Origin of the sequence: Streptococcus sp. HMSC061E03 (genome assembly GCF_001813505.1) — a bacterium.
Classification (GTDB): domain Bacteria; phylum Bacillota; class Bacilli; order Lactobacillales; family Streptococcaceae; genus Streptococcus.
Map to the genome: position 1 here is coordinate 37,964 of NZ_KV812802.1, position 23,123 is coordinate 61,086.

Annotated in this window: 23 protein-coding genes; 22 read left to right on the forward strand and 1 reads right to left on the reverse strand. The window is 45.7% G+C overall.

The features are described from left to right. The first annotated feature begins 212 nt into the window (after window positions 1–212). The 11 genes from ruvB to HMPREF2917_RS10250 all read left to right on the forward strand — a co-directional run bounded on the left by ruvB (window position 213) and on the right by HMPREF2917_RS10250 (window position 10,871). Window positions 213–1,211 carry a Holliday junction branch migration DNA helicase RuvB gene (ruvB, locus tag HMPREF2917_RS10200; protein ID WP_070590653.1) on the forward strand — a complete coding sequence of 333 codons (999 nt, stop codon included), beginning with the start codon at window positions 213–215 and terminating at the stop codon, window positions 1,209–1,211. A gap of 6 nt (window positions 1,212–1,217) precedes the next feature. Then, window positions 1,218–1,784 (forward strand): nucleotidyltransferase family protein, encoded by a 567-nt coding sequence (locus HMPREF2917_RS10205; RefSeq protein ID WP_070590655.1) that lies wholly within the window; start codon window positions 1,218–1,220, stop codon window positions 1,782–1,784. A gap of 173 nt (window positions 1,785–1,957) precedes the next feature. After that, window positions 1,958–2,383 (forward strand): low molecular weight protein-tyrosine-phosphatase, encoded by a 426-nt coding sequence (locus tag HMPREF2917_RS10210; RefSeq protein WP_070590658.1) that lies wholly within the window; start codon window positions 1,958–1,960, stop codon window positions 2,381–2,383. Between the two features lie 28 nt (window positions 2,384–2,411). Next, window positions 2,412–2,816 (forward strand): MORN repeat-containing protein, encoded by a 405-nt coding sequence (locus HMPREF2917_RS10215; protein WP_070586627.1) that lies wholly within the window; start codon window positions 2,412–2,414, stop codon window positions 2,814–2,816. Next, complete coding sequence (locus HMPREF2917_RS10220) at window positions 2,806–4,608, forward strand: acyltransferase family protein (RefSeq protein ID WP_049472667.1); 1,803 nt, start codon at window positions 2,806–2,808, stop codon at window positions 4,606–4,608. Before HMPREF2917_RS10215 ends, HMPREF2917_RS10220 begins: the two co-directional genes overlap by 11 nt. A 402-nt stretch (window positions 4,609–5,010) precedes the next feature. Further along, window positions 5,011–7,662 carry a bifunctional acetaldehyde-CoA/alcohol dehydrogenase gene (gene adhE, locus HMPREF2917_RS10225; protein WP_070590661.1) on the forward strand — a complete coding sequence of 884 codons (2,652 nt, stop codon included), beginning with the start codon at window positions 5,011–5,013 and terminating at the stop codon, window positions 7,660–7,662. A 251-nt stretch (window positions 7,663–7,913) separates the two neighbouring features. Beyond that, window positions 7,914–8,471 (forward strand): hypothetical protein, encoded by a 558-nt coding sequence (locus HMPREF2917_RS10230; protein WP_070590664.1) that lies wholly within the window; start codon window positions 7,914–7,916, stop codon window positions 8,469–8,471. A gap of 13 nt (window positions 8,472–8,484) precedes the next feature. Beyond that, window positions 8,485–8,790 (forward strand): hypothetical protein, encoded by a 306-nt coding sequence (locus tag HMPREF2917_RS10235; protein WP_049472664.1) that lies wholly within the window; start codon window positions 8,485–8,487, stop codon window positions 8,788–8,790. Next, on the forward strand, window positions 8,790–9,113 hold the full coding sequence (locus HMPREF2917_RS10240; RefSeq protein WP_003009394.1) for a hypothetical protein: 324 nt from the start codon (window positions 8,790–8,792) through the stop codon (window positions 9,111–9,113). Before HMPREF2917_RS10235 ends, HMPREF2917_RS10240 begins: the two co-directional genes overlap by 1 nt. A 160-nt stretch (window positions 9,114–9,273) precedes the next feature. Next, the gene (locus tag HMPREF2917_RS10245; RefSeq protein ID WP_021154216.1) at window positions 9,274–10,326 is read left to right on the forward strand and encodes a zinc-dependent alcohol dehydrogenase family protein; all 1,053 of its coding nucleotides are present in this window, start codon (window positions 9,274–9,276) and stop codon (window positions 10,324–10,326) included. Between the two features lie 158 nt (window positions 10,327–10,484). Then, window positions 10,485–10,871 carry a hypothetical protein gene (locus HMPREF2917_RS10250; protein WP_042766440.1) on the forward strand — a complete coding sequence of 129 codons (387 nt, stop codon included), beginning with the start codon at window positions 10,485–10,487 and terminating at the stop codon, window positions 10,869–10,871. A 115-nt stretch (window positions 10,872–10,986) separates the two neighbouring features. On the opposite strand, the gene HMPREF2917_RS10255 is transcribed toward HMPREF2917_RS10250, so the two are convergent. Next, entirely contained in the window at window positions 10,987–11,826 is an 840-nt protein-coding gene (locus HMPREF2917_RS10255; RefSeq protein WP_021154218.1) for a MurR/RpiR family transcriptional regulator, read from the reverse strand. Between the two features lie 292 nt (window positions 11,827–12,118). On the opposite strand from HMPREF2917_RS10255, the gene HMPREF2917_RS10260 reads away from it, so the two are divergent. The 11 genes from HMPREF2917_RS10260 (at window position 12,119) to HMPREF2917_RS10310 (ending at window position 23,081) form a co-directional block, all read left to right on the forward strand. Then, window positions 12,119–12,442: a hypothetical protein gene (locus HMPREF2917_RS10260; RefSeq protein WP_041826168.1), complete on the forward strand. Its 324-nt coding sequence runs from the start codon at window positions 12,119–12,121 to the stop codon at window positions 12,440–12,442. Next, window positions 12,432–14,393: a V-type ATP synthase subunit I gene (locus HMPREF2917_RS10265; protein ID WP_070590667.1), complete on the forward strand. Its 1,962-nt coding sequence runs from the start codon at window positions 12,432–12,434 to the stop codon at window positions 14,391–14,393. Before HMPREF2917_RS10260 ends, HMPREF2917_RS10265 begins: the two co-directional genes overlap by 11 nt. A gap of 30 nt (window positions 14,394–14,423) precedes the next feature. Then, window positions 14,424–14,903 carry a V-type ATP synthase subunit K gene (locus HMPREF2917_RS10270; protein ID WP_003009435.1) on the forward strand — a complete coding sequence of 160 codons (480 nt, stop codon included), beginning with the start codon at window positions 14,424–14,426 and terminating at the stop codon, window positions 14,901–14,903. Window positions 14,904–14,973: 70 nt separating this feature from the next. Continuing rightward, on the forward strand, window positions 14,974–15,564 hold the full coding sequence (locus HMPREF2917_RS10275) for a V-type ATP synthase subunit E family protein (RefSeq protein ID WP_070590669.1): 591 nt from the start codon (window positions 14,974–14,976) through the stop codon (window positions 15,562–15,564). A 9-nt stretch (window positions 15,565–15,573) separates the two neighbouring features. Then, window positions 15,574–16,593 carry a V-type ATPase subunit gene (locus HMPREF2917_RS10280; protein ID WP_070590672.1) on the forward strand — a complete coding sequence of 340 codons (1,020 nt, stop codon included), beginning with the start codon at window positions 15,574–15,576 and terminating at the stop codon, window positions 16,591–16,593. Then, window positions 16,574–16,894 (forward strand): V-type ATP synthase subunit F, encoded by a 321-nt coding sequence (locus HMPREF2917_RS10285; protein WP_003009443.1) that lies wholly within the window; start codon window positions 16,574–16,576, stop codon window positions 16,892–16,894. Before HMPREF2917_RS10280 ends, HMPREF2917_RS10285 begins: the two co-directional genes overlap by 20 nt. Next, a complete protein-coding gene (locus HMPREF2917_RS10290; RefSeq protein ID WP_070590675.1) occupies window positions 16,891–17,595 on the forward strand; it encodes a GNAT family N-acetyltransferase in 705 nt (234 codons plus the stop codon). The genes HMPREF2917_RS10285 and HMPREF2917_RS10290 overlap by 4 nt, the downstream gene beginning before the upstream one ends. Window positions 17,596–17,628: 33 nt before the next feature. Continuing rightward, window positions 17,629–19,419: a V-type ATP synthase subunit A gene (locus HMPREF2917_RS10295; RefSeq protein ID WP_070590677.1), complete on the forward strand. Its 1,791-nt coding sequence runs from the start codon at window positions 17,629–17,631 to the stop codon at window positions 19,417–19,419. After that, a complete protein-coding gene (locus HMPREF2917_RS10300) occupies window positions 19,406–20,791 on the forward strand; it encodes a V-type ATP synthase subunit B (RefSeq protein WP_070590679.1) in 1,386 nt (461 codons plus the stop codon). Before HMPREF2917_RS10295 ends, HMPREF2917_RS10300 begins: the two co-directional genes overlap by 14 nt. Before the next feature lie 3 nt (window positions 20,792–20,794). Then, the gene (locus HMPREF2917_RS10305; protein WP_003002380.1) at window positions 20,795–21,418 is read left to right on the forward strand and encodes a V-type ATP synthase subunit D; all 624 of its coding nucleotides are present in this window, start codon (window positions 20,795–20,797) and stop codon (window positions 21,416–21,418) included. Between the two features lie 523 nt (window positions 21,419–21,941). Continuing rightward, window positions 21,942–23,081: a LysM peptidoglycan-binding domain-containing protein gene (locus HMPREF2917_RS10310; protein ID WP_049523820.1), complete on the forward strand. Its 1,140-nt coding sequence runs from the start codon at window positions 21,942–21,944 to the stop codon at window positions 23,079–23,081. The last annotated feature ends 42 nt before the right edge of the window (window positions 23,082–23,123 follow it).

The following is a 23,123-nucleotide window of genomic DNA, read 5'->3' on the forward strand; positions in this document are numbered from 1 at the left end:
TTGTTGCTTTAATTTTATCATTAAAGGAAATAATTATAAAGTGAAATGGTGAGCGAGGTATGAAGAAGAAGGGACCGTATAATAAAAAGAAAGGTTGGCAATGAGGGCAACTGTTCAACTTTTTCTAACGAACGACGGTGTGAACTAGGATCTTTAAAAAACACATTCTATTTATGGTACCGAAGGTATCATTTTTTGCTATAATAGACTGTATGAGTAGAATTTTAGACAATGAAATCATGGGCGATGAAGAGGCCGTTGAACGGACGCTGCGCCCGCAATATTTACATGAATATATCGGTCAGGATAAGGTCAAGGACCAGCTGAAAATCTTTATTGAGGCAGCCAAGCTTCGGGATGAAGCGCTGGATCATGTCCTTCTTTTTGGCCCTCCGGGGCTGGGGAAAACCACCATGGCCTTTGTCATTGCCAATGAACTGGGTGTCAATCTCAAGCAGACTTCTGGTCCTGTCATTGAAAAGGCTGGTGACTTGGTAGCCATCCTCAATGATCTAGAGCCGGGCGATGTCCTCTTTATCGATGAGATCCACCGTCTGCCTATGTCAGTCGAAGAAGTGCTTTACAGCGCCATGGAAGATTTTTACATCGACATTATGATTGGAGCTGGTGAGAGCAGCCGGAGTGTCCATCTGGACCTTCCTCCTTTCACTCTGATTGGGGCGACGACTCGAGCTGGTATGCTGTCCAATCCCTTGCGCGCTCGCTTTGGGATTACGGGGCACATGGAATACTATGAGCAAGATGATTTGACTGAGATTGTCGAGCGGACCGCCGAAATCTTTGAGATGGAGATCACCCACGAAGCTGCCGAAGAGCTTTCTCTTCGTAGTCGTGGGACCCCTCGGATTGCCAACCGTTTGCTCAAACGGGTGCGCGATTTTGCTCAGATCATGGGCGATGGCTTGATTGACGATACCATTACCGACAAGGCTCTCTCTATGCTGGATGTGGACCATGAAGGTCTGGACTATGTTGATCAAAAGATCCTGCGCACCATGATTGAGATGTACGGCGGTGGCCCGGTCGGGCTTGGGACTCTATCGGTCAATATTGCTGAAGAGCGCGAGACCGTAGAAGATATGTATGAGCCTTACTTGATTCAAAAAGGCTTTATCATGCGGACCCGGACAGGGCGCGTGGCGACTCGCAAGGCTTACGAACACCTGGATTATCCCTACAATGGAGACTAGAAGAAGATGCTGACGGAAGAAGCAATAGTAGAACAAATTCAAGCGGATCCGGAGATGATGACTGTCTTGGCTATCATTCGAGATCTAGATTTGGTAGATTCTTGGTTAGCGGCGGGTGCGGTGCGCAATTTCATCTGGAACCAGCTTTCTGGAAAACCAGGGTTTGATGCGACAACCGATATGGATCTGGTCTTTTATGATCCTACGATTAGCTATGAGGGGACTCAGCAGATCGAGCAGGAGTTAAAGAAGACCTATCCCCAGTACGCTTGGGAAGTGAAAAATCAAGTCTATATGCACCAGCATAGTCCAGGGACGGCTCCTTATCGCAGTGCTTGTGACGCGGTTTCCAAATACCCCGAGCAGTGTACGGCACTTGCAGTTCGCTTAAGAAAAGATGGTCAGCTAGAGCTCTTTCTCCCTTATGGGACAAGGGATATCGAAGACTTCATCGTTCAGCCGACTCCGCATTTTTTAGCCAGGCCCGAGCGTTTAGCGGTTTATACAGAGCGGATGAAAAAGAAAAATTGGCAGAGTAAATGGCCTCTATTAGAGGTTCGTTTTCCAAAATAGAGAAACAGATCAGATTTGAATAAGGAATCTGATTTTTCTTTAAAATGATGGAGCCCCTTTGTCATCTTTCTGTCACATTTTTGTTATAATAGTAATAGTATGCTGGTTTTCCATAGTGGAAAGCCAAGAGCTCAGCTAGGTTGGGCAGTCCGAACAAGGAGTTAGGTGGAATCATGAAAAAAATTGTCTTTGTCTGCTTAGGAAATATTTGTCGGAGCCCCATGGCGGAGTTTGTCATGAAGGATTTGACCGATCAGTATGAGATTGAAAGTCGGGCTACTTCTAGCTGGGAACATGGAAATCCTATCCATCGGGGAACCCAGAAAATCTTTCAACAACACCAGGTCCCGTATGATCCAGCTAAGACGTCCTTACAGATCAAGGAAGAGGATTTTTACAACTTTGATTTGATCCTAGGGATGGACGAAAACAATGTAGCAGATCTGAAGCGAATGGCTCCTGCAGGAACAGAACACAAGATTCATCTTTTTGCTGCTGAAAGTGTGCCAGATCCGTGGTATACCGGTGATTTTGAGGAGACCTATTCCAGAGTCCTGAGCGGCTGTAAGGCTTGGTTAGATCAGTTAGCAACTTCTTAAGAGTTTGATATGTGAGAGAATACAGAATATGAAAGAATTTTATGAGACCTATAAGGTCTATCTGACGCGAAAAAATTTAGAAATAGCAGCATTAGTCGTGATTATTCTATCTGCTTTGCTGGTTTTCCTTTCAGCCATTCCAGGTCAGGGCGTCTTGACCTTGGATAAGGGGGCGATCCGTTACGACGGAAGTTTGGTCCGTGGCAAGATGAATGGCAAGGGAACCGTCACCTTTAAAAATGGGGATACCTATACAGGTAACCTCGTCAACGGCTCTTTTAGCGGCTATGGTAAGTTTAAGTCCAAGGATGGTTGGACCTATGAAGGGCAGTTTGTTAACGGCCAACCGGAGGGCAAAGGCACCTTAACCACAGAAGCCAACGTCGTATACAAAGGAACATTCAAGCAGGGGATTTATCAAAATGCGCATTAAATGGTTTTCACTAGTCCGTGTTACAGGACTCTTATTGGTATTGCTTTACCATTTCTTCCAAAAAGCCTTTCCTGGAGGCTTCATTGGGGTAGATATTTTCTTCACCTTCTCAGGATTTTTGATTACAGCGCTCTTGATCGATGAATTTGCGCGCAAGCAAGGAATCGACTACCTGGCATTCTTGAAACGGCGCTTTTACCGGATCGTACCACCCCTTGTCTTTATGGTCTTGGTCGTGATGCCCTTTACCTTTATGGTCCAACGGGACTACGTGGCTGGTATTGGGACTCAGATTGCGGCGGTCTTCGGTTTTGTGACCAATTTCTTTGAGATGGCAACGGGTGGTAGTTACGAAAGTAACTTCATTCCACATCTCTTCCTTCATACCTGGAGTTTGGCTCTAGAAGTGCATTACTATGTGCTATGGGCACTTTTGGCATGGTTCTTGGCTAAGCGGGCTAAGACGGTTGGAAAGTACCGAGGCATGCTCTTCCTGGCATCCAGTGGGCTCTTTCTCTTCACCTTCTTGTCCATGTTCATCCGCGCCTTTCTGACAGCTAATTTCTCCACCATCTATTTTTCTAGCTTCACTCACATCTTCCCCTTCTTTGCGGGATCATGCCTAGCAACGGTGACAGGGATTGCCAATGTCAGCCCGAACTTTACAAAGCTGGTGCAGTCTTGGAGCATGAAAAAGACCTTATCGGTCTTGGGTGGAAGCTTTGCCTTCTTGTTTGTGCTCAGTCTTTTCTTGCCATTTGATAGCTTGTGGACCTATCTGTTTGGCTTTTTAGCAGCGACAATCGCAGCTTGTGCCATGATTCTGTCGGCCCGCATTCTCCATGAGAAGACGCCGGATAAAAAGGAACCAGCCATCCTCAATTTCTTGGCAGATACCAGTTATGGTGTCTACCTTTTCCACTGGCCTTTCTTTATCATCTTCTCTCAACATTTGGGAAATATGATGGCAGCCCTTGTGACGACGATCGTTTCCTTGATTCTAACGGCTCTGTCCTTCTATATTTTGGAGCCAACCATTGCAGGCAAGGAGCCTCGTGTCTTTGGTATGAAGATGGATCTCAGCTTTTTGACCAAACCGATCTTTTACCTCATGATTCCTCTGGCTCTCTTGATGGTTGGAATCTCCGCCTTTGCACCTACCGTTGGAGCTTTTGATGAGAGTTTGGTAGTGAGTGGGCTCAATCAAGCAGACAGCAAAATGCAGGTCACACGGACGCAGGTGGACAATGCGACTGCAACAGACTATAACGTCTCAAATGGTGTGACCATGATCGGTGATTCGGTTAACTTGCGAGCACAGGACTACCTGACTAAAGCCATCCCTGGCATCCAGATCGATGCAGTGGTGAGCCGTCAGTTGGAAAATGGAATGAAGGTCTTTGAGACCGATATCTCCAATAAAGTTCTCCTAAAAAATGTGGTCATTGCCCTAGGAACCAATACTGTAAGCAACTACAAAGAATTGCTGGATCAGTATGTTGAGAAACTTCCAAAAGGCCGTCGCTTGATCCTTGTGACACCATATGATGGGCGCTATGCCAACGATCAGTCCAGTGAATCGGTTCAAACGCGTCTTTATGAGTTGGAACTAGCTAAGAAATACGACTTTATCACGATTGCGGACTGGTACCAAGTAGCAATTGAAAATCCAAACATTTGGGTGGGAACAGACTCTGTTCACTTCAATATGGAAACCAATGGTGGGGAACTCTATGCTCAAACAGTCAAAGAAGCCCTTGATAAGGCCGAAAAAGGTCCGGTCAAGAAGTAACAATGCTTCTCTGAAACTGAAACAAAACAAATCCTAACAAAATAAAACAAAAAGCAACTTTTTACTTGTAAAAAGCTGCTTATTTTAGTAAGATTAAGAAAACGCTTACAAAAATCAATTGAAAACATCTCTTTGTGAAGAAAAAATTTTTTTAATTATTTTTTCACAATTTTGCTAGACAATTGCTTTCACATCAATAAGATTGATAAAAATTTCACAAACTTCAAAAAAATCTTTGTGAAAGTTGCTTGGAAGTGTTTACAAAAATCTCAAAATAGAGTACAATTATATTGTGAAATAATTAACAAATCGAAATTTCTTACACTATTCTTGAAAATTTCAGAAAACATGAAAAAGTTCTAGAAAAGGATAAGGGTTTCAAACATTGGAGGAAAGCATCAAATGGCTGATAAAAAAACTCTCTCACCTGAAGAAAAGAAACTCGCTGCTGAAAAACACGTAGACGAGTTGGTGCAAAAAGCGCTGGTGGCGCTTGAAGAAATGCGCAAATTGGATCAGGAGCAAGTAGACTACATTGTGGCGAAAGCATCTGTGGCGGCTCTTGACGCTCACGGTGAGCTCGCTCTTCATGCCTATGAAGAAACTGGTCGTGGAGTCTTTGAAGACAAGGCGACGAAGAACTTGTTCGCTTGTGAACACGTAGTAAATAACATGCGTCACACGAAAACAGTTGGTGTCATTTCAGAAGATGACGTCACTGGTTTGACCCTGATTGCTGAGCCAGTCGGAGTTGTCTGCGGAATCACACCTACAACCAACCCAACTTCAACAGCAATCTTTAAAGCATTGATTTCCTTGAAGACACGGAACCCTATTGTCTTTGCCTTCCACCCATCTGCTCAAGAATCATCTGCTCATGCGGCACAAATCGTCCGCGATGCAGCAATTGCAGCTGGAGCACCTGAGAACTGTGTGCAATGGATTACCCAACCTTCTATGGAAGCAACCAGTGCCCTTATGAAACACGAAGGAGTTGCGACTATCCTTGCGACCGGTGGTAACGCCATGGTTAAAGCAGCATACTCATGTGGGAAGCCAGCTCTTGGGGTTGGTGCCGGAAACGTGCCTGCTTACGTTGAAAAATCAGCCAACATCCGCCAAGCAGCACACGATATCGTCATGTCTAAATCATTTGACAACGGTATGGTCTGTGCGTCTGAACAAGCGGTCATCATCGATAAAGAAATCTACGATGAGTTTGTTGAAGAATTCAAATCTTACCACACTTACTTTGTTAACAAAAAAGAAAAAGCCCTTCTTGAAGAGTTCTGCTTCGGCGTAAAAGCCAACAGCAAGAACTGCGCGGGTGCGAAATTGAATGCGGACATCGTTGGGAAACCAGCAGCATGGATCGCTGAACAAGCTGGCTTCACTGTACCAGAAGGAACCAATATCCTTGCGGCAGAATGTAAAGAAGTTGGTGAAAAAGAACCGTTGACTCGTGAAAAATTGTCACCAGTCATCGCTGTTTTGAAATCTGAAAGCCGTGAAGACGGAATTAACAAAGCTCGCCAAATGGTTGAATTCAACGGTCTTGGTCACTCAGCAGCCATCCATACTGCTGATGAAGAATTGACCAAAGAATTTGGTAAAGCAGTTAAAGCTATTCGTGTGATCTGCAACTCTCCTTCGACTTTCGGTGGTATCGGGGATGTTTACAATGCCTTCTTGCCATCATTAACACTTGGATGTGGTTCTTACGGACGCAACTCTGTTGGGGACAACGTTAGTGCCATCAACCTCTTGAATATCAAAAAAGTCGGACGCCGGAGAAATAACATGCAATGGATGAAACTTCCTTCAAAAACATACTTTGAACGTGATTCAATTGAATACCTACAAAAATGTCGTGACGTTGAACGTGTCATGATCGTTACAGACCACGCTATGGTAGAGCTTGGTTTCCTTGATCGTATCATCGAACAGCTTGACCTTCGTCGCAACAAGGTGGTTTACCAAATCTTTGCAGACGTAGAACCAGATCCAGATATCACAACTGTTGAACGTGGTACAGAGATCATGCGTGCCTTCAAACCAGATACGATCATTGCTCTCGGTGGTGGATCACCAATGGATGCGGCCAAAGTTATGTGGCTCTTCTACGAACAACCAGAAGTGGACTTCCGTGACTTGGTACAAAAATTCATGGATATCCGTAAACGTGCCTTCAAGTTCCCATTGCTTGGTAAGAAGACTAAATTTATTGCGATCCCAACAACATCTGGTACAGGATCTGAAGTAACTCCATTTGCCGTTATCTCTGATAAAGCAAACAACCGTAAATACCCAATCGCAGACTACTCATTGACTCCAACAGTTGCCATCGTAGACCCTGCCTTGGTATTGACAGTTCCAGGATCTGTTGCAGCAGACACTGGTATGGACGTCTTGACGCACGCGACAGAAGCTTACGTATCACAAATGGCTAGCGACTTCACAGATGGTCTTGCTCTTCAAGCTATTAAACTTGTCTTTGAAAACTTGGAAAGCTCAGTCAAGAATGCGGACTTCCATTCACGCGAAAAGATGCACAATGCGTCAACCATCGCAGGTATGGCCTTCGCCAATGCCTTCCTCGGTATTTCTCACTCAATGGCCCACAAGATCGGTGCGCAATTCCACACCATCCACGGACGGACCAATGCCATCTTGCTTCCATACGTTATCCGCTACAACGGTACACGCCCAGCTAAGACAGCTACATGGCCTAAGTACAACTACTACCGTGCAGATGAAAAATACCAAGATATCGCTCGTATGCTAGGACTTCCATGCTCTACTCCAGAAGAAGCCGTTGAAGCTTACGCAAAAGCTGTATACGAACTCGGTGAACGCTGTGGTATCGAAATGAACTTCAAAGCACAAGGCATCGATGAAAAAGAATGGAAGAAACATTCTCGTGAATTGGCCTTCCTTGCTTATGAAGATCAATGTTCACCAGCTAACCCACGTCTTCCAATGGTAGACCATATGCAAGAAATCATCGAAGATGCTTACTATGGTTACAAGGAACGTCCAGGACGTCGTAAATAAGACGCCAAGGAACAACTGATGTTTATCAGCTACCCCCACTCGAAAGAGTGGGGGATTTTTGCTATTTGGGTCCAAAACTCGTTTTTTCATAAAAAATTAGACTTTTTTTCAGAAATTGTGTTATTTTTATAGCATTCCGAGCTATTTTATGTTACCCTATAGTGTGTGAATCTGCCTGTAGCTGAAGGGTTATGATCCTTTTTCAGTTATAGGAAACGAAAAAACAAATCCAAGAAAGGAGGCCATCTCAAATGGAGTTAGAAGGTGACGTGCAAGGAAGACAAGATCAGGCACAGAAAATTATTAAAATGCCCCAACGAGATCGGGAAACTTCCACTTCAGAAAATCAGCCATCATCTGCTTCGGTGGTCTCCATGTATGGGCAGGAAAAGCCAAGCATTTCTAGCCTCCATCAGCAACTAGCGAGCGCGTCTGGAACCCAGACCATTCAATTGCGGGAGGAATTGGTGCTGGCGGTAGCGCAGAATGCTTCAGCGCAAGCAACTGCCTTTGAGGCAGAGGTCAAGGATAAGCTGGAAGAGGCCAAGGAGACGGTTTCTCATAAGGTCGCTGAGGTGTCACAAATGGCCCACAGCATGGCCCAATTTTTAACAGACGCAGAAGTGGAGCAACTATTAGGAGAGTTCTCCATGGATGCTTGTTGGGACCAAGCGGTAGAGGCGGAGAACCTCGCCCAAGCAAAGGCCTATTCCACTCGCTTGTCAGATTTGGCAGGTCAGCTGGAGGCTGCATCAGCTCAATTGGTGGACTTGGACAAGGGACAAGCGACGGCCTTTGATTTTTCATAAGTAGGAGAAAAAGATGTTAGAGATCCTGGGAGAGGACAGAGAACGAATTGAGGAGCTCCATCGAGAGATTAAAAAGGAGCAAGAGCGGATTGCGATCAGAAGTTTGATTGCAACGCAGAAAGCCTTGATGATGTTGGAAGGGATGAGTTTGCAGGTAACCTTGGGCGGTCAATCCGAAAAGATGCGCTCTTTTGCTACAACGACCCTCGTTAGTGATTTGAAAGATGGATTTACAGGAGGAGCAGCGGACGCGGTAGAAACAGCACTGAAAGCAGTGAAGAAGCCGATTTTATTGAGTCCGATTAAAGGAGGTATGTGATGTACCATTCAGGAAATAGTGAATTAGAACAACTAGAAGATCGACATTACCGCTTCAATCAAAAGCTCAGTGAGTTGGAGTGGGATTATGCGGATATGCGTATGGATGTCCGCCAACATACAGAAAATTTAGTGGACTGGCTGAGTGCCTTGCATTTTCAAGCGCCAAGTGCGGAGGCCCAAAGTGGCTTGGAGCGTTTATTTGCCTTGCAAGAAGAGTTTGAGGCAGAACTCAAGCGCTATGAAGAGCGTTTAGAAGAAGAGCGTGAGCGCGAGCAGCAAGAGTACTATAAGCAGCGTCAACAATTAGAACAAGGTGATTGAAACATTCCTCTGGTAGAGATAAGAGGAATGTTTTTGTTTGCTCGAAAACTTTTAAAAATGTGCCTATAAATTCTTGCAATCGCTTACTTAGTATGTTATAATATTCACAAAGAAACGAAAATAAAATGGTTTTATCAAACCAACAAAAAAGGAGTCGCTTATGAAAGCTGCAACTTATGTATCTGCAGGCAATCTGCAACTGCTGGATCAACCAAAACCAGTGATCAAAAATCCAACGGATGCCATTGTGCGTGTCTTGAAGACAACCATCTGTGGGACAGACCTTCACATCCTAGGAGGAGATGTTCCGGCTTGTAAGGAAGGCACAATTTTAGGCCACGAAGGAATCGGGATCGTCGAAGAAGTCGGCGATGCAGTGAATAACTTCAAGGTGGGCGACAAGGTTATCATCTCTTGTGTCACAGCTTGTAATACTTGCTACTACTGTAAACGTAGTCTGCCTTCTCACTGTGAAGATGGTGGTTGGATTTTGGGTCACTTGATCAACGGAACTCAAGCAGAGTATGTCCACATTCCACATGCGGATGGTAGTCTTTATCATGCGCCTGAAACTGTGGATGACGAAGCCTTGGTCATGCTCTCAGATATTCTCCCAACCTCTTATGAAATTGGGGTGCTTCCATCTCATGTAAAACCAGGCGATAATGTCTGTATCGTTGGAGCTGGTCCAATCGGCCTTGCGGCTCTCTTGACCGTTCAGTTCTTCTCACCTGCTACGATTATCATGGTGGACTTGTCTGAATCTCGTCTTGAAGCAGCCAAGAAATTTGGGGCAACTCACACCATCTGCTCAAGTGATATCGCTGAAATCAAGGCCTTTATCAATGAAGTGACTGAAGGTCGTGGTGTCGATATCTCCATGGAATGTGTGGGCTATCCTGCTACTTTTGATGTCTGCCAAAACGTTATCTCTGTCGGTGGTCACATCGCCAATGTCGGTGTCCACGGAAAACCAGTTAGCTTCAATTTGGACGAATTGTGGATCAAGAACATTACCCTCAACACTGGTCTTGTCAATGCCAATACCACTGAAATGTTGCTCAATGTCTTGAAATCAGGCAAGATCGATGCGACCAAGCTTATCACCCATCACTTCAAACTCTCAGAAGTTGAAAAAGCCTATGATGTCTTTAAACATGCGGGTGAAAACCATGCACTCAAGGTGATTATCGAAAACGATATCAGTGAATGAAGTGGCAACTAATATTTGTTCATAGTTTTTTTAGACGGACCAGAGATATTCTGGTCCTATTTTCAATCCAAAATAGCAGATGATTCCTTGCAAAATAAATTCATTATCTTATAATAGAAGTGCAGAAAACGATTACATAAAGAGAAAGGTGTGATCTTATGAAACGGTTTTGTTATCATCGTGAATTCTGGATGGACTTCCATTTCTGGATCTTGGTCTTGCTTTTAGCGGCTGTAGCTTTGACGATGCGGGCTCCGCTTTCGGTAGTTAGCCTAGCTTATCTTGCTTTTGTTGGGATTTTGATCCTTCTTCAGGTCTTTCAACCACCTGTATCGCCACGTCAGTATCCAGAAGGTAGCTACCATTTCAATTGGACCTTCTATCGCGATACCCGACTGTATATCGATCTCTTTTTACTAGCAGGTCTCTTGGCAGGACCAATTGCTTCATCGGATATGGTCTATTGGATCTTGCTTGGAGCCGTCGTCGGCTCTATCGGCTTTGTATTTGTCGTAAAGGAAAAAGCAACTCAAAAGATGGCCTAGGTAGATGATATGGTTTCAGTATTATAGAGTAAAAATACTTCTTTAGAATAATCAAAAAACCAAGAAGGATGAGATAAAACTCATCCTTCTTGGTTTTTTAAATAGGGAGACCATATTAAGATTTTCGAGAACGTTGACTAGAAAGCTTTTTGTTTTCCCAGTAGCTATTAAAGACAATTTCCTTTTGTTCTCGGCTTTTATTAAGGAAATGAGCATAGATCAAATCGACCACAATGAGGAGTGGTAAAATCGCAGAGATTCGATCGATATAGGTACTACTAGGAAGGGGTGCGGCCGGTAACACTTCTGTGAATCCTTGGTGGATAGCAGCAGGATTAGCGGTCACAAGAACCGTCTTAGCCCCTTTTTCTTTGGCATCCAAAAGACTGTCTGTAATGGAATTTGTGCTTCCTGATAATGAGAAACCGATGACTAAACAAGAGGAATCGAGAATACTGGTCGTCCATGTAAACCCATCTTGATCGGTTAGGGCTTCACAAACGACCCCCAGGCGCATAAAGCGCAATTTCATTTCTCGAGCGACTAAACCGGAACTACCAATCCCGAAGAAATAGACTCGGTCCGCTTGATCAATTAGTTCAGCTACCTGATCTAATTGGGAATCTTTTACCAGACTTTCAGTGACGTTACTGATATGGTGGTAGCGTTGCAAGACACTGAGAGTGAGTTCGTCATGCTCTTGCACCTGTTTTTGATTTTTGGTTTCTTCGTTAAAGTGATAGACAAATTCCCGATAGCCAGTGAAGCCACATTTTTGAGAGAAACGCGTTAAAGCTGCCTTTGAGACATGGAGTAACTCCGTTACGCGAGAAGAGGACAGGGAGTGCTGTCGTGCTTCGGATGATAAAAAGTACTGGGCAATGTCGCGTTCCATATCCGTTAACTCAGCTTCGTGGCTGGCGATAATAGTGCGTAAATCTTGATCTTGTTTCACAGCAATCCTCCTTTCTCACGAGATGAAATAACAGGATGCTCCTATAATATATTACACATTATAACATGGGTAACCGCTTTATTCAAGTAAAAGCAAGTAAGAAATACTGAAACTAGGAACAGGATAGGAGAAAAGAAGAGAACGCTACCAATCTTGGCAGTTGGGCTTGTTGGTTGTCCACAATTTTCTGAAAATTCCCGGTTGGGCCTGAACAAACGATATGAATTGTGGTATAATTTAAGATAATTGTACTGTTGTTGGAAGAACAATAGTTGAATAAGGAGGTGTGACGATGTCGAATGCAACACTCGAGATGATGCAAGAGATCGAGCAAGCCGCTCAGGGCGTGATCGTAGGCTATGAAGCTCAAGTTGAACAAATCCGAACGGATTCACGCGATCGCCTTGCAACAGTGGCACAGCATTACGATGAGGAAACCAAGCAATTGGTCACAGAGGCAGAAAAAAACGCCCAGGAAAGACTCGTCCGTTTAACGAAAGATCTGGAAGAAACGGTTGCGCGCAATGATGCCAAGGTACAAGAGGCGATGACCGATAAACGAGCTAGGTTAGTTGAAGCCATTGTAGAAAAGGTGGTAGCAAGCTATGGCCGTTAGTCAGATGCAAAAACTGTCCCTCATCTTGCCCAAAGATGACTTGGACAGTCTCCTACTAGCGCTACAGTCTGAGGCAAAAATCCAGATTTATGACCTCAGTGAACAGGAAGAATGGCAGGCTGCCTTTGAGGCAAATACCTTGTCTCAACCCTTGACAGAGGACAATCGTCAAGCCTTGGTAGAGCTGCAAAAACGTCAAGAACAAGTTGAAAAAATGATTCAGACTCTAGAGCCCTACATGCCTGAGAAGAAGGTTCTGCAAGCTCTGAAGGAAGAACCCTTAAGCTTGTCTTTTGATGACTTGCAGGCTCACGGGATGATTCGAGACGAGGATCTTCTATTGACCAAGTTGAAACGCCAATTGCGCGTGTTAGACAAGGCTCGTCAGAAGATTGTGGATGCAAAGGGAGAGATAGAGCGCTTAGAAAAATGGCGACCGTTAGAGGTGACGCCAGCTGCCCTCGCTACTTTTCACTATGTGCATGGCTTGATCGGGACGATCCCAAATAGCGATACAGACGCTGTTCGTTCTTCCTTAAAAGCTCATCCTGAGCTGGAGTTAGAAGAAGTCTTTACGTCTGAAACCGAACACGGCTATGTCATCTTGTATCGTTCGGGAGATCGTGTAGCTGTTCAGGAGCTTCTAGAAGATCATGGGTTCAAAGAATTGGACTATGAAGAAGAGCAGGTCCCGGCCGTCTACTTGGATCGCCTAGAAGGGGAAATCAAAGAGCAAGAAGCTGTAGTTGCAGCAACCCTAGCCGAGTTGCAAAACTCCCAGAAGGAGTTGGACCAGCTCAAGTACCAGATGGATTACTTGTTGAGCTTGGGAGCTCGTGAGGAAGCCAAGGCGCTTCTTGCCAGCACGCAAAGCTTGGTAGCTCTAGAGGGTTGGATTGAAACATCCCAAGTGGCCTCATTACGAGACTTCTTGCAAGAAGGTTTTGGTTCTCGGGTCTTACTAGAGACACGCGATGTGACGGAAAAAGATTGGGATGACGTTCCGATCCAGTTGCGAAATAATGCCTTGGTAGAGCCTTTTGAATTAGTCACAGAGATGTACGCCCTACCTAAGTATTACGAGAAAGATCCGACACCGATCGTTTCTCTCTTCTACTTTGTTTTCTTTGGCATGATGGTCGCAGATATCGGTTATGGACTGTTGCTAACGGTGGCGACAGGCTTTGCCCTTAAAGCCTTCAAGCTCAAGCCTGGGACAGCGAAGAACCTTCGTTTCTTCAGTCTCCTCGGAATTTCAGTTGCCCTTTGGGGTGTGGTCTATGGCTCTTTCTTTGGATTTGAGATGCCTTTTGCCCTGATCAGTACGACCAGTAACGCCATGACCATCCTGATCCTCTCAGTGGTCTTTGGTTTTGTCACTGTCTTAGTGGGACTGTTCCTAGGGGGGATGAAAAATATTCGCCTCAAAGACTACACGGAAGCCTATAATGCTGGCTTTGCTTGGGTCTTGATCCTACTTGGTTTAATGCTTCTAGCAGTAGGCAATATCTTGCCAGGGATGAGCCTTCTAGTTCCGATTGGCAAGTGGCTGGCTATTTTGAATGCCATTGGGATCTTGATTGTTTCCATTGTCAGTGCCAAGAAGTTGTCCGGCCTAGCCTCTGGTCTCTTTAACCTCTACAATGTTAGTGGCTATGTTGGAGACTTAGTCAGCTTCACCCGTTTGATGGCCTTGGGCTTGTCTGGAGCGAGTATCGGTTCAGCCTTCAACCTCATTGTCAATCTCTTTCCACCGCTTGGACGGTTTACGGTAGGGCTTCTGCTCTTTATCGTCCTACATGCCATTAATATGTTCCTGTCCTTCTTGTCAGGATATGTGCATGGAGCCCGTTTGATCTTTGTGGAGTTCTTCGGTAAGTTCTACGAAGGAGGAGGCAAACCATTTCGTCCTCTCAAACCTTCTGAACGCTATATTAAAACAAAAAAATAAGTATTATCTTTAATAAATAGGAGTATATTCATGGAATCTTTAGCATCATATTTTTCAGCCCATGGGGGCGCCTTCTTTGCAGCATTTGGTGTGGCGATCGCCGTTGCACTTAGTGGAATGGGATCTGCCCTTGGGGTTGGTAAAACGGGTCAAGCAGCAGCAGCGCTCTTGAAAGAACAACCTGAAAAATTTGCCCAAGCCTTGATTTTGCAATTGTTGCCAGGTACACAAGGTTTGTACGGTTTCGTTATCGGGATCTTGATCTGGTTGCAAATTAAGCCAGATATGCCACTTGAAACAGGGGTTGCTTACTTCTTTACAGCTCTTCCAGTTGCGATCGTTGGTTATTTCTCAGCCAAACACCAAGGAAATGTTGCGACAGCAGGGATGCAAATCTTGGCCAAACGCCCTGAAGACATGATGAAAGGGGTTATCCTTGCGGCCATGGTTGAAACCTATGCCATCTTGGCCTTCGTTGTGTCCTTCCTATTGACCCTACGCGTCGGCTAAGAGCTAGCTTTGATGGATTCGCCTCGCGAGGCGAAAAACACAAGACGCATGCAATAGGAGAAAAAACGATATGGATGAACAAACCCAATTAAAGGATTCGATCTTGGCCCAAGCCCACGAAAAAGGGCGTAAACTCTTAGAAGAGGCCAAGGAAACCATCCTAAAAGAAGAGACTGCGCAAGAAGAGCGTTTGATCCAAGACAAACTCAATCAACGCTCCGAGCAGCTCAAGCGGATTCAACGTAAATTGCAACGTGAAACCCAACAAATCGAAAATAAAAAACGCCAATCAACCCTTGTCACCAAGCAACGAGTCTTAAAGGATCTCTTTGCGGATGCTTATGAAGCGATGGTGGCTTGGCCCCTTGAAAAGGAAATGCAGTTTGTAGATGCGGTCTTAGATCGCTATCAGGGACAAGTTGTGACCCTGACCTTCGGTGCGGTGAGTGCTAGCAAATTTGATTCAGCAGCTCTCGAGAGATTGAAGCAGACGCATCAGAATGTGACAGTTGCAGATGCAACGATCCCAGCTCAAGCAGGCTTTGTCTTGTCAGTTGGGAAGATTGATGACAACTATCTTTACCATGATTTGGTGGATTCCATTTGGGAGCAAGAAAGCTACCAGATGGCAGCCAGCATTTTCACAGATGAAGAGAACTAGGAGGTTGCAATGAGCGAACGGACCTATTCTCAAGTCAATACAGGAATCAGCGTACGTGAGGCTAGTTTTGTCAGTCCCAGTCAGTTCGAGCAGTTGCTTGCAAGTCCCTCCAGCGAGAGCCGAGAAGGCTTGCTACAAGGAACACCCTATGCTCTAGATAGCAAGGAGATCAAGGATTTAGCAGCCCTTGAAGACCGTCTGATGGCAGCCTTGTTGGCAGAATACCAATGGGCTTTTGAGGTAAGCCCTCAGTCAGACCTGGTTAGCCTTTTTACCTTGAAGTACACCTATCATAATCTCAAGGTTTATCTGAAACACAAGGCGACAGAGCGCAAGTTGGGGCACTTATTGATCCCTACCGGTCCTTATTCTCTCGATGTGCTCGAGCATTTGGTGGCGACCTTTTCTGCAGAGCATTGTCCGGCCTTTATGGCGGAAGAAGTGGCTGCAACCTGGCAAGAATTCCAAGACTATCAGGACTTGCGGGTCCTTGAAATCGGGATGGACTTAGCCTATTTTAAACACCTGAGATACTTAGGGGACAGTCTAGATCATCCGACTCTGAAGCAGTTGGTAGACGTGACCATTGACTTTTACAATGCGATTACAGTTAAGCGGGCCTTGGATCAGCAAAAACCGCATAGCTTTATGCACCAATTACTTTCAGATGAAGGGAGCCTCAGTGCCCATCAGGTGATTGACCTGCTAGAATCCGGTCAGTGGTTGACCTGGTTTTATCAAGTCAATCCGCTGGAGTACGATCTCGCCTTAGAGACTTATGAAGAAAAGATGCGCACCGGTCAACTAAAGACCGTAGAGTTGGAGTATTTAGAGAGTTTGGTGAAATTCAGTCTTCTAGACGCTGGCCGTTTTGAAGTCGATGGACCACTCCCTCTTGTTCGTTATCTTTACGGAAAAGAGTTAGAGGTGACCAACCTTCGTTTGGTCCTCTCTGGTTTAGACAATGGTTTTCCGCTAGCAGACATCAAAGAAAGGATGAGACCGATTTATGGACAAACAGACCTATAAGATCGCAGTTGTGGGCAATCGGGATGCCATCCTTCCTTTTCGCCTGATTGGCTTTCAAACCTATCCGGTCACAGAGCCACAAGAAGCGATTAATACCTTGCGAAAACTCAGTCGGGAAAACTTCGGGATTATCTACCTGACAGAGGATATTGCTCAGGCCATTCCAGATACAGTGGCTTTTTACGACCAGCAGCTAACACCGGCTCTGATCCTTATCCCGACCCATAGAGGGACTACAGGACTGGGCCAACAGCGGATTCGTGATAATGTCGAAAAAGCAGTAGGACAGGATATTTTATGAGAACAAATGAATTTGGTCAAGCGATTGGGGATGCACTGCCGGAGTTTACACCGGGGCGTCTGCCAGCTATTGAGCGGATCGAAGGTCGCTATACCGTGATCGAGCGCCTCTCAAAAGAAAAACATGGAGCAGATCTTTATCAGGTCTACGGGCCGGACTCTCCAGCAGCTATGTGGACCTTTCTGTTCAAAGGCCCTGCCCGCAATGAAGAGGAGTGGGACTACTTATTAGATGATCTCATGACAGCCCAAGGTCGCTTTTACTATGCGATTGTAGACAAAGATTCAGGCAAGGCTTTGGGGACTTTCTCTCTCATGCGGATCGATCAAGCTAACCGGGTGATCGAAGTCGGAGCAGTGACCTATTCACCAGCGCTCCAAAAGACACGCATGGCTACGGAAGCTCAGTATCTGTTAGCGCGCTACGTGTTTGAAGATTTAGGCTACCGCCGCTATGAGTGGAAATGCGATGCCTTAAACCAAGCATCTCGCAAAGCAGCTGAGCGCTTAGGGTTCACCTATGAAGGCTGTTTCCGTCAGGCTGTTGTTTATAAAGGTCGGACCCGTGATACAGACTGGTTGTCCATCATTGACCAAGAATGGCCAGCTATCAAACAGCGCTTCGAAGCCTGGTTGGATCCAAGCAATTTCGATGCCAAAGGCCAACAAAAGCAATCTCTAAGAGAGATAGCAAAAAAGTAAAACAAAGAAACAAAGGATTCCCAGGAGGAATACATGACTCAAGGAAAAATTATCAAAGTTTCCGGTCCCTTGGTGGTTGCATCAGGGATGCAGGAGGCCAATATCCAAGACATTTGCCGGGTCGGCGATCTTGGTTTGATTGGCGAAATTATTGAGATGCGGCGGGACGAAGCCTCTATCCAAGTATATGAAGAAACGTCTGGAGTCGGTCCAGGAGAACCAGTGGTAACAACTGGAGCCCCCCTTTCTGTTGAATTGGGACCAGGCTTGATCTCTCAGATGTTTGACGGGATCCAACGCCCCTTGGAACGCTTCCAAGAAGTGACTGCCAGTGACTTTTTGGTTCGTGGGGTGCAAGTTCCCAATCTAGAGCGGGACACCAAATGGGCTTTCGAGCCAAGCGTGACTGAAGGGACAGAGGTGGTCGCTGGAGACATCGTCGGTACCGTTCAAGAGACCAATATGGTGGAACACCGCATCATGGTGCCATACGGAGTCAGTGGACGTGTGACCAAGATCGCAGCAGGTTCTTACACAGTTGAAGAGCCGGTTTATGAGATCGAGCAGGCAGATGGTAGCCTCTTTACTGGTACCTTGATGCAAAAATGGCCGGTTCGTCGAGGCCGTCCCTTTGCACAAAAACTGATTCCAGTGGAACCTTTGGTCACCGGTCAACGGGTCATCGATACCTTCTTCCCTGTTACTAAAGGTGGAGCTGCAGCAGTTCCTGGTCCTTTTGGAGCTGGAAAAACAGTTGTGCAACACCAGGTGGCTAAGTTTGCCAATGTAGACATCGTAATTTACGTTGGTTGTGGGGAACGCGGAAATGAAATGACGGACGTTCTGAATGAATTTCCAGAATTGATCGATCCAACAACTGGTCAATCCATCATGCAACGGACCGTTCTGATTGCCAACACTTCGAACATGCCAGTAGCGGCGCGGGAAGCTTCCATCTACACAGGGATTACTATTGCCGAATACTTCCGTGATATGGGTTATTCCGTTGCCATCATGGCGGATTCGACTTCGCGTTGGGCAGAAGCTCTCCGTGAAATGTCTGGTCGTCTAGAAGAAATGCCAGGGGATGAAGGCTACCCAGCCTATCTTGGTAGCCGGATCGCTGAATACTACGAGCGGGCAGGTCGGGTCAAGACACTCGGAAGCACTGCGCGTGAAGGTTCGATTACCGCCATCGGTGCTGTTTCTCCTCCGGGTGGAGACATTTCAGAGCCGGTCACGCAAAATACCTTGCGGATTGTCAAGGTCTTCTGGGGCTTAGATGCTCAGTTGGCGCAACGTCGTCACTTCCCAGCCATCAACTGGTTGAGTTCTTATTCCCTTTACCAAGATGAAGTCGGTCGCTATATCGATCTACATGAACAAATCAGCTGGTCTGAGAAAGTGACCCGCGCTATGAATTTGCTTCAAAAAGAAAGTGAATTGCAAGAAATCGTCCGCTTGGTTGGTCTAGATTCCTTGTCTGAAAAAGACCGCTTGACCATGAATGCGGCTAAGATGATCCGTGAAGACTACCTGCAACAAAACGCCTTTGATGAGGTCGATACCTATACCTCTTTCAGCAAGCAGGTGGCCTTGTTGACCAACATTTTGACCTTTGATCAAGAAAGTCAAAAAGCACTAGAATTAGGGGCTTACTTCACAGAAATCATGGAAGGAACCGTGGCTCTTCGAGACCGCATTGCCCGGAGCAAGTTCATCCATGAGGACCAGTTGGCAACTATTCAAGCCCTGAAAGAAGAAATCGTAGAAACCCTACACCAAATCGTCGCAAAAGGAGGAGTAGACAATGAGCATGATTAAAGAATACCGTACTGTCAGCGAAGTTGTTGGCCCCTTGATGATTGTCGATCAGGTCGAAGGGGTTCACTACAATGAACTAGTAGAAATCAAGCTTCATGATGGAACGACCCGTCAGGGACAAGTCCTCGAAGTCCAAGAAGACAAGGCCATGGTCCAGCTCTTTGAAGGATCTAGCGGGATCAACTTGGAAAAAGCCAAAGTCCGCTTTACCGGACGTCCCCTAGAACTTCCTGTGTCTGAAGACATGGTCGGACGCATCTTTAACGGGATGGGAAAACCCATCGATGGCGGTCCGGAGATTATCCCAGAGAAGTACTTGGACATTGATGGACAAGCTATTAACCCTGTTTCGCGGGACTATCCGGATGAATTTATCCAGACAGGAATCTCAGCCATTGACCATTTGAATACCTTGGTTCGGGGCCAAAAACTCCCAGTGTTCTCAGGTTCTGGTCTTCCTCACAAGGAGTTGGCGGCTCAGATTGCTCGTCAAGCGACGGTTCTTAATTCTGAAGAAAACTTCGCCGTGGTCTTTGCGGCTATGGGAATCACCTTTGAAGAAGCCGAGTTCTTTATGAACGACCTTCGGGAGACAGGTGCGATTGACCGCTCTGTCCTCTTTATCAACCTAGCCAATGACCCAGCTATCGAGCGGATTGCCACTCCTCGGATCGCCTTGACCGCCGCCGAATATTTGGCTTATGAAAAAGATATGCACGTCTTGGTTATTATGACGGATATGACCAACTACTGTGAAGCCCTTCGGGAAGTCTCCGCTGCCCGCCGGGAGGTTCCAGGACGTCGGGGCTATCCAGGGTATCTTTATACCAACCTCTCAACCCTCTACGAACGTGCAGGACGCTTGGTTGGAAAGAAAGGATCTGTGACCCAAATTCCGATCCTCTCCATGCCAGAAGATGACATCACCCACCCCATCCCTGACTTGACAGGCTACATCACAGAAGGCCAGATTATTCTGTCCCGCGATCTCTACAATAGTGGTTACCGCCCACCGATCAATGTTCTTCCATCCCTTTCTCGTTTGAAGGACAAGGGTTCTGGTGAAGGCAAGACTCGGGAAGACCATGCGGCGACTATGAACCAGCTCTTTGCGGCTTACGCGCAAGGGAAACAAGCCAAAGAACTAGCTGTAGTGCTTGGGGAGTCTGCCTTGTCAGATACCGACAAGCTCTATGTTAAATTTACAGACCGCTTTGAGCAAGAATACATCAATCAAGGTTTTACCACCAATCGGACGATTGAGGAAAGTTTGGATCTCGGTTGGGAACTCTTATCCATCCTTCCACGAACAGAGCTTAAACGGATCAAGGATGAGATGATTGACAAGTATCTGCCAAACAAAGAGGATTAGCCTATGGCACGATTAAATGTAAAACCAACTCGGATGGAGCTTAATATTCTCAAAGAGCGCCTCAAGACAGCAACCCGGGGGCACAAGTTGCTCAAGGATAAGCGGGATGAACTCATGCGTCGCTTTATTGAAGCTGTGCGTGAGAATAATCGTCTGCGCCAAAAGGTGGAGGCAGCACTGGTGGGCAATATGCAAGATTTCGTGATGGCCAAGTCCTTAGAGAGCGACCTCATGGTAGAAGAAATCTTTGCTGTTCCCACTCGAGAAGTGATGCTCCATATTGAGGAAGAAAATGTCATGAGTGTGCGCGTGCCCAAGCTCCATGCCCGTATCGATAATCCATACGGCGATGATGAAGGGGACGTGGTTTATAGCTACCTCGCCTCCAACAGTCAAATGGATAGCACGATCCAAGAAATGGGGGATCTACTCCCAGATTTGCTCAAGTTAGCGGAAATCGAAAAAAGCTGCCAGCTCATGGCAGATGAAATCGAGAAAACCCGCCGTCGAGTGAACGGACTGGAGTATGCGACTATCCCAGACCTCAAAGAGACCATCTACTATATCGAAATGAAACTCGAAGAAGCCGAACGCGCCAACCTCGTCAGAATCATGAAGGTGAAGTAAGATACATCAAGATACAAAGCCGTTAAGCGACTCAAAGGAAAATAGGGAGCAGGACAGAAGCACTGTTGTATAGAATGCTTCGTTGTCCTGCCCCCACAAGGCTGATTAGGATTTTTCCGAGCTCTTAAAGCGAGAGAAAAATCCAATCAGCTACTGTGCCTTTGGAAGTTAGTACTATTACAGTTTGCGTTTTTCACCCAGCATTTAGGGCGTGTTCAATTCACAAGATACAAAGCCGTAAAAAGCTGTGTTCAATTGCTTTAAAAAATACAAGAGCCTCATTAAGAAACCATTCCTTGATGAGGCTTTTTTTGTGCCCTCGCACTCTTCTTCCACCACCCTCTTTTTATGTTACTAGTTTGTAACAATGTGACAAGAAAGACGAAATGTTACAAGAAAAATACAGTTTTGTTAAATAGCCAAAAAGGCCTTTTATTATTTTTAAATTGTGATAAGATAGTATAGTAGTTAATTTGTCCAAGAAAATCTTGAGCAAAAAAACAAAGAAAAAAGAGGATAAAAGATGAAATTAAAAGTTAATACGAAAGCCTTGATCGCTTCAACAGTAGCTCTTGCAGTGATTCCATTTACAAAAGCCACTGCAGAAACACTTGAAGATTGGGTAGCTCGCTCAGTAGATGAAATCAAACATGATATCCAACAAAGCGGTGAAAACCAACAAACTTATACCATCAAATATGGTGATACATTGAGTTCGATCGCAGAAGCGCTTGGAATCGATGTTCATGTGTTGGCAAACTTGAACAACATCAGCAACATGGATTTGATCTACCCAGGTACTGTTTTGAAAACAACAGTAAATGATCAAAAAGAAGTAACTTCAGTTGAAATCCAAACTCCTCAAGCAGGTGCGACAGATGCAACCGTTGCAAGTGCTGACTTGACAACAAACCAAGTGACAGTTGATGACCAAACAGTCGCTGTCAACGATTTGTCTAAACCAGTAAACGAAGATAACAAAGCTGTTCCAGTTGCTCCAGCAGCGGAAACTCAAGAAGCCCCAGCGGAAGCTCCTGTAGTTGAAGTACCAGCAGCAGAAACACCGGCACAACCAGCTGTTCCAGAAACACCTAACTACGGTGCTCCAGCTGTCAATGTTGAAGTACAAAATCAAGAAGTAGCGCCAGCTGCTCCTCAATCTGCTCCAGCAGCGGAAGCAGCTCCAGCAGAAGCTCCTGCTGAAACACCAGCTTCTGCTCCTGAAGCTCCAGCAGCACAACCAGCAGTAGAAACTGCTGCAGCACCTGAAGTGCAACCAGTAGCATCAACTCCAACAAGCGGAAATACTATTCCAACTGATCCAAATCTTCAACCTCAAGCGGAAGCTTTCCGTCAAGAAATTGCAGCGAAATTCGGTATCACAAACATCGGTGGTTACCGTGAAGGGGATCCAGAAGACCATGGTAAAGGACTTGCAGTAGACGTGATGGTTCCAACAAATTCAGAGCTTGGAGATCAAGTTGCACAGTATGCGATTGATAACATGGACCGTGCAGGTATCTCATATATTATCTGGAAACAACAATTCTACATGCCAGTAAATAACATTTACGGACCAGCTAATACATGGAATCAAATGCCGGACCGTGGTGGAGATACAGCAAACCACAACGACCACGTACATATCTCATTTAACGGATAATAAAACTTTGAACTAGGACAAGTGCCTAGTTCTTTTTTGTAT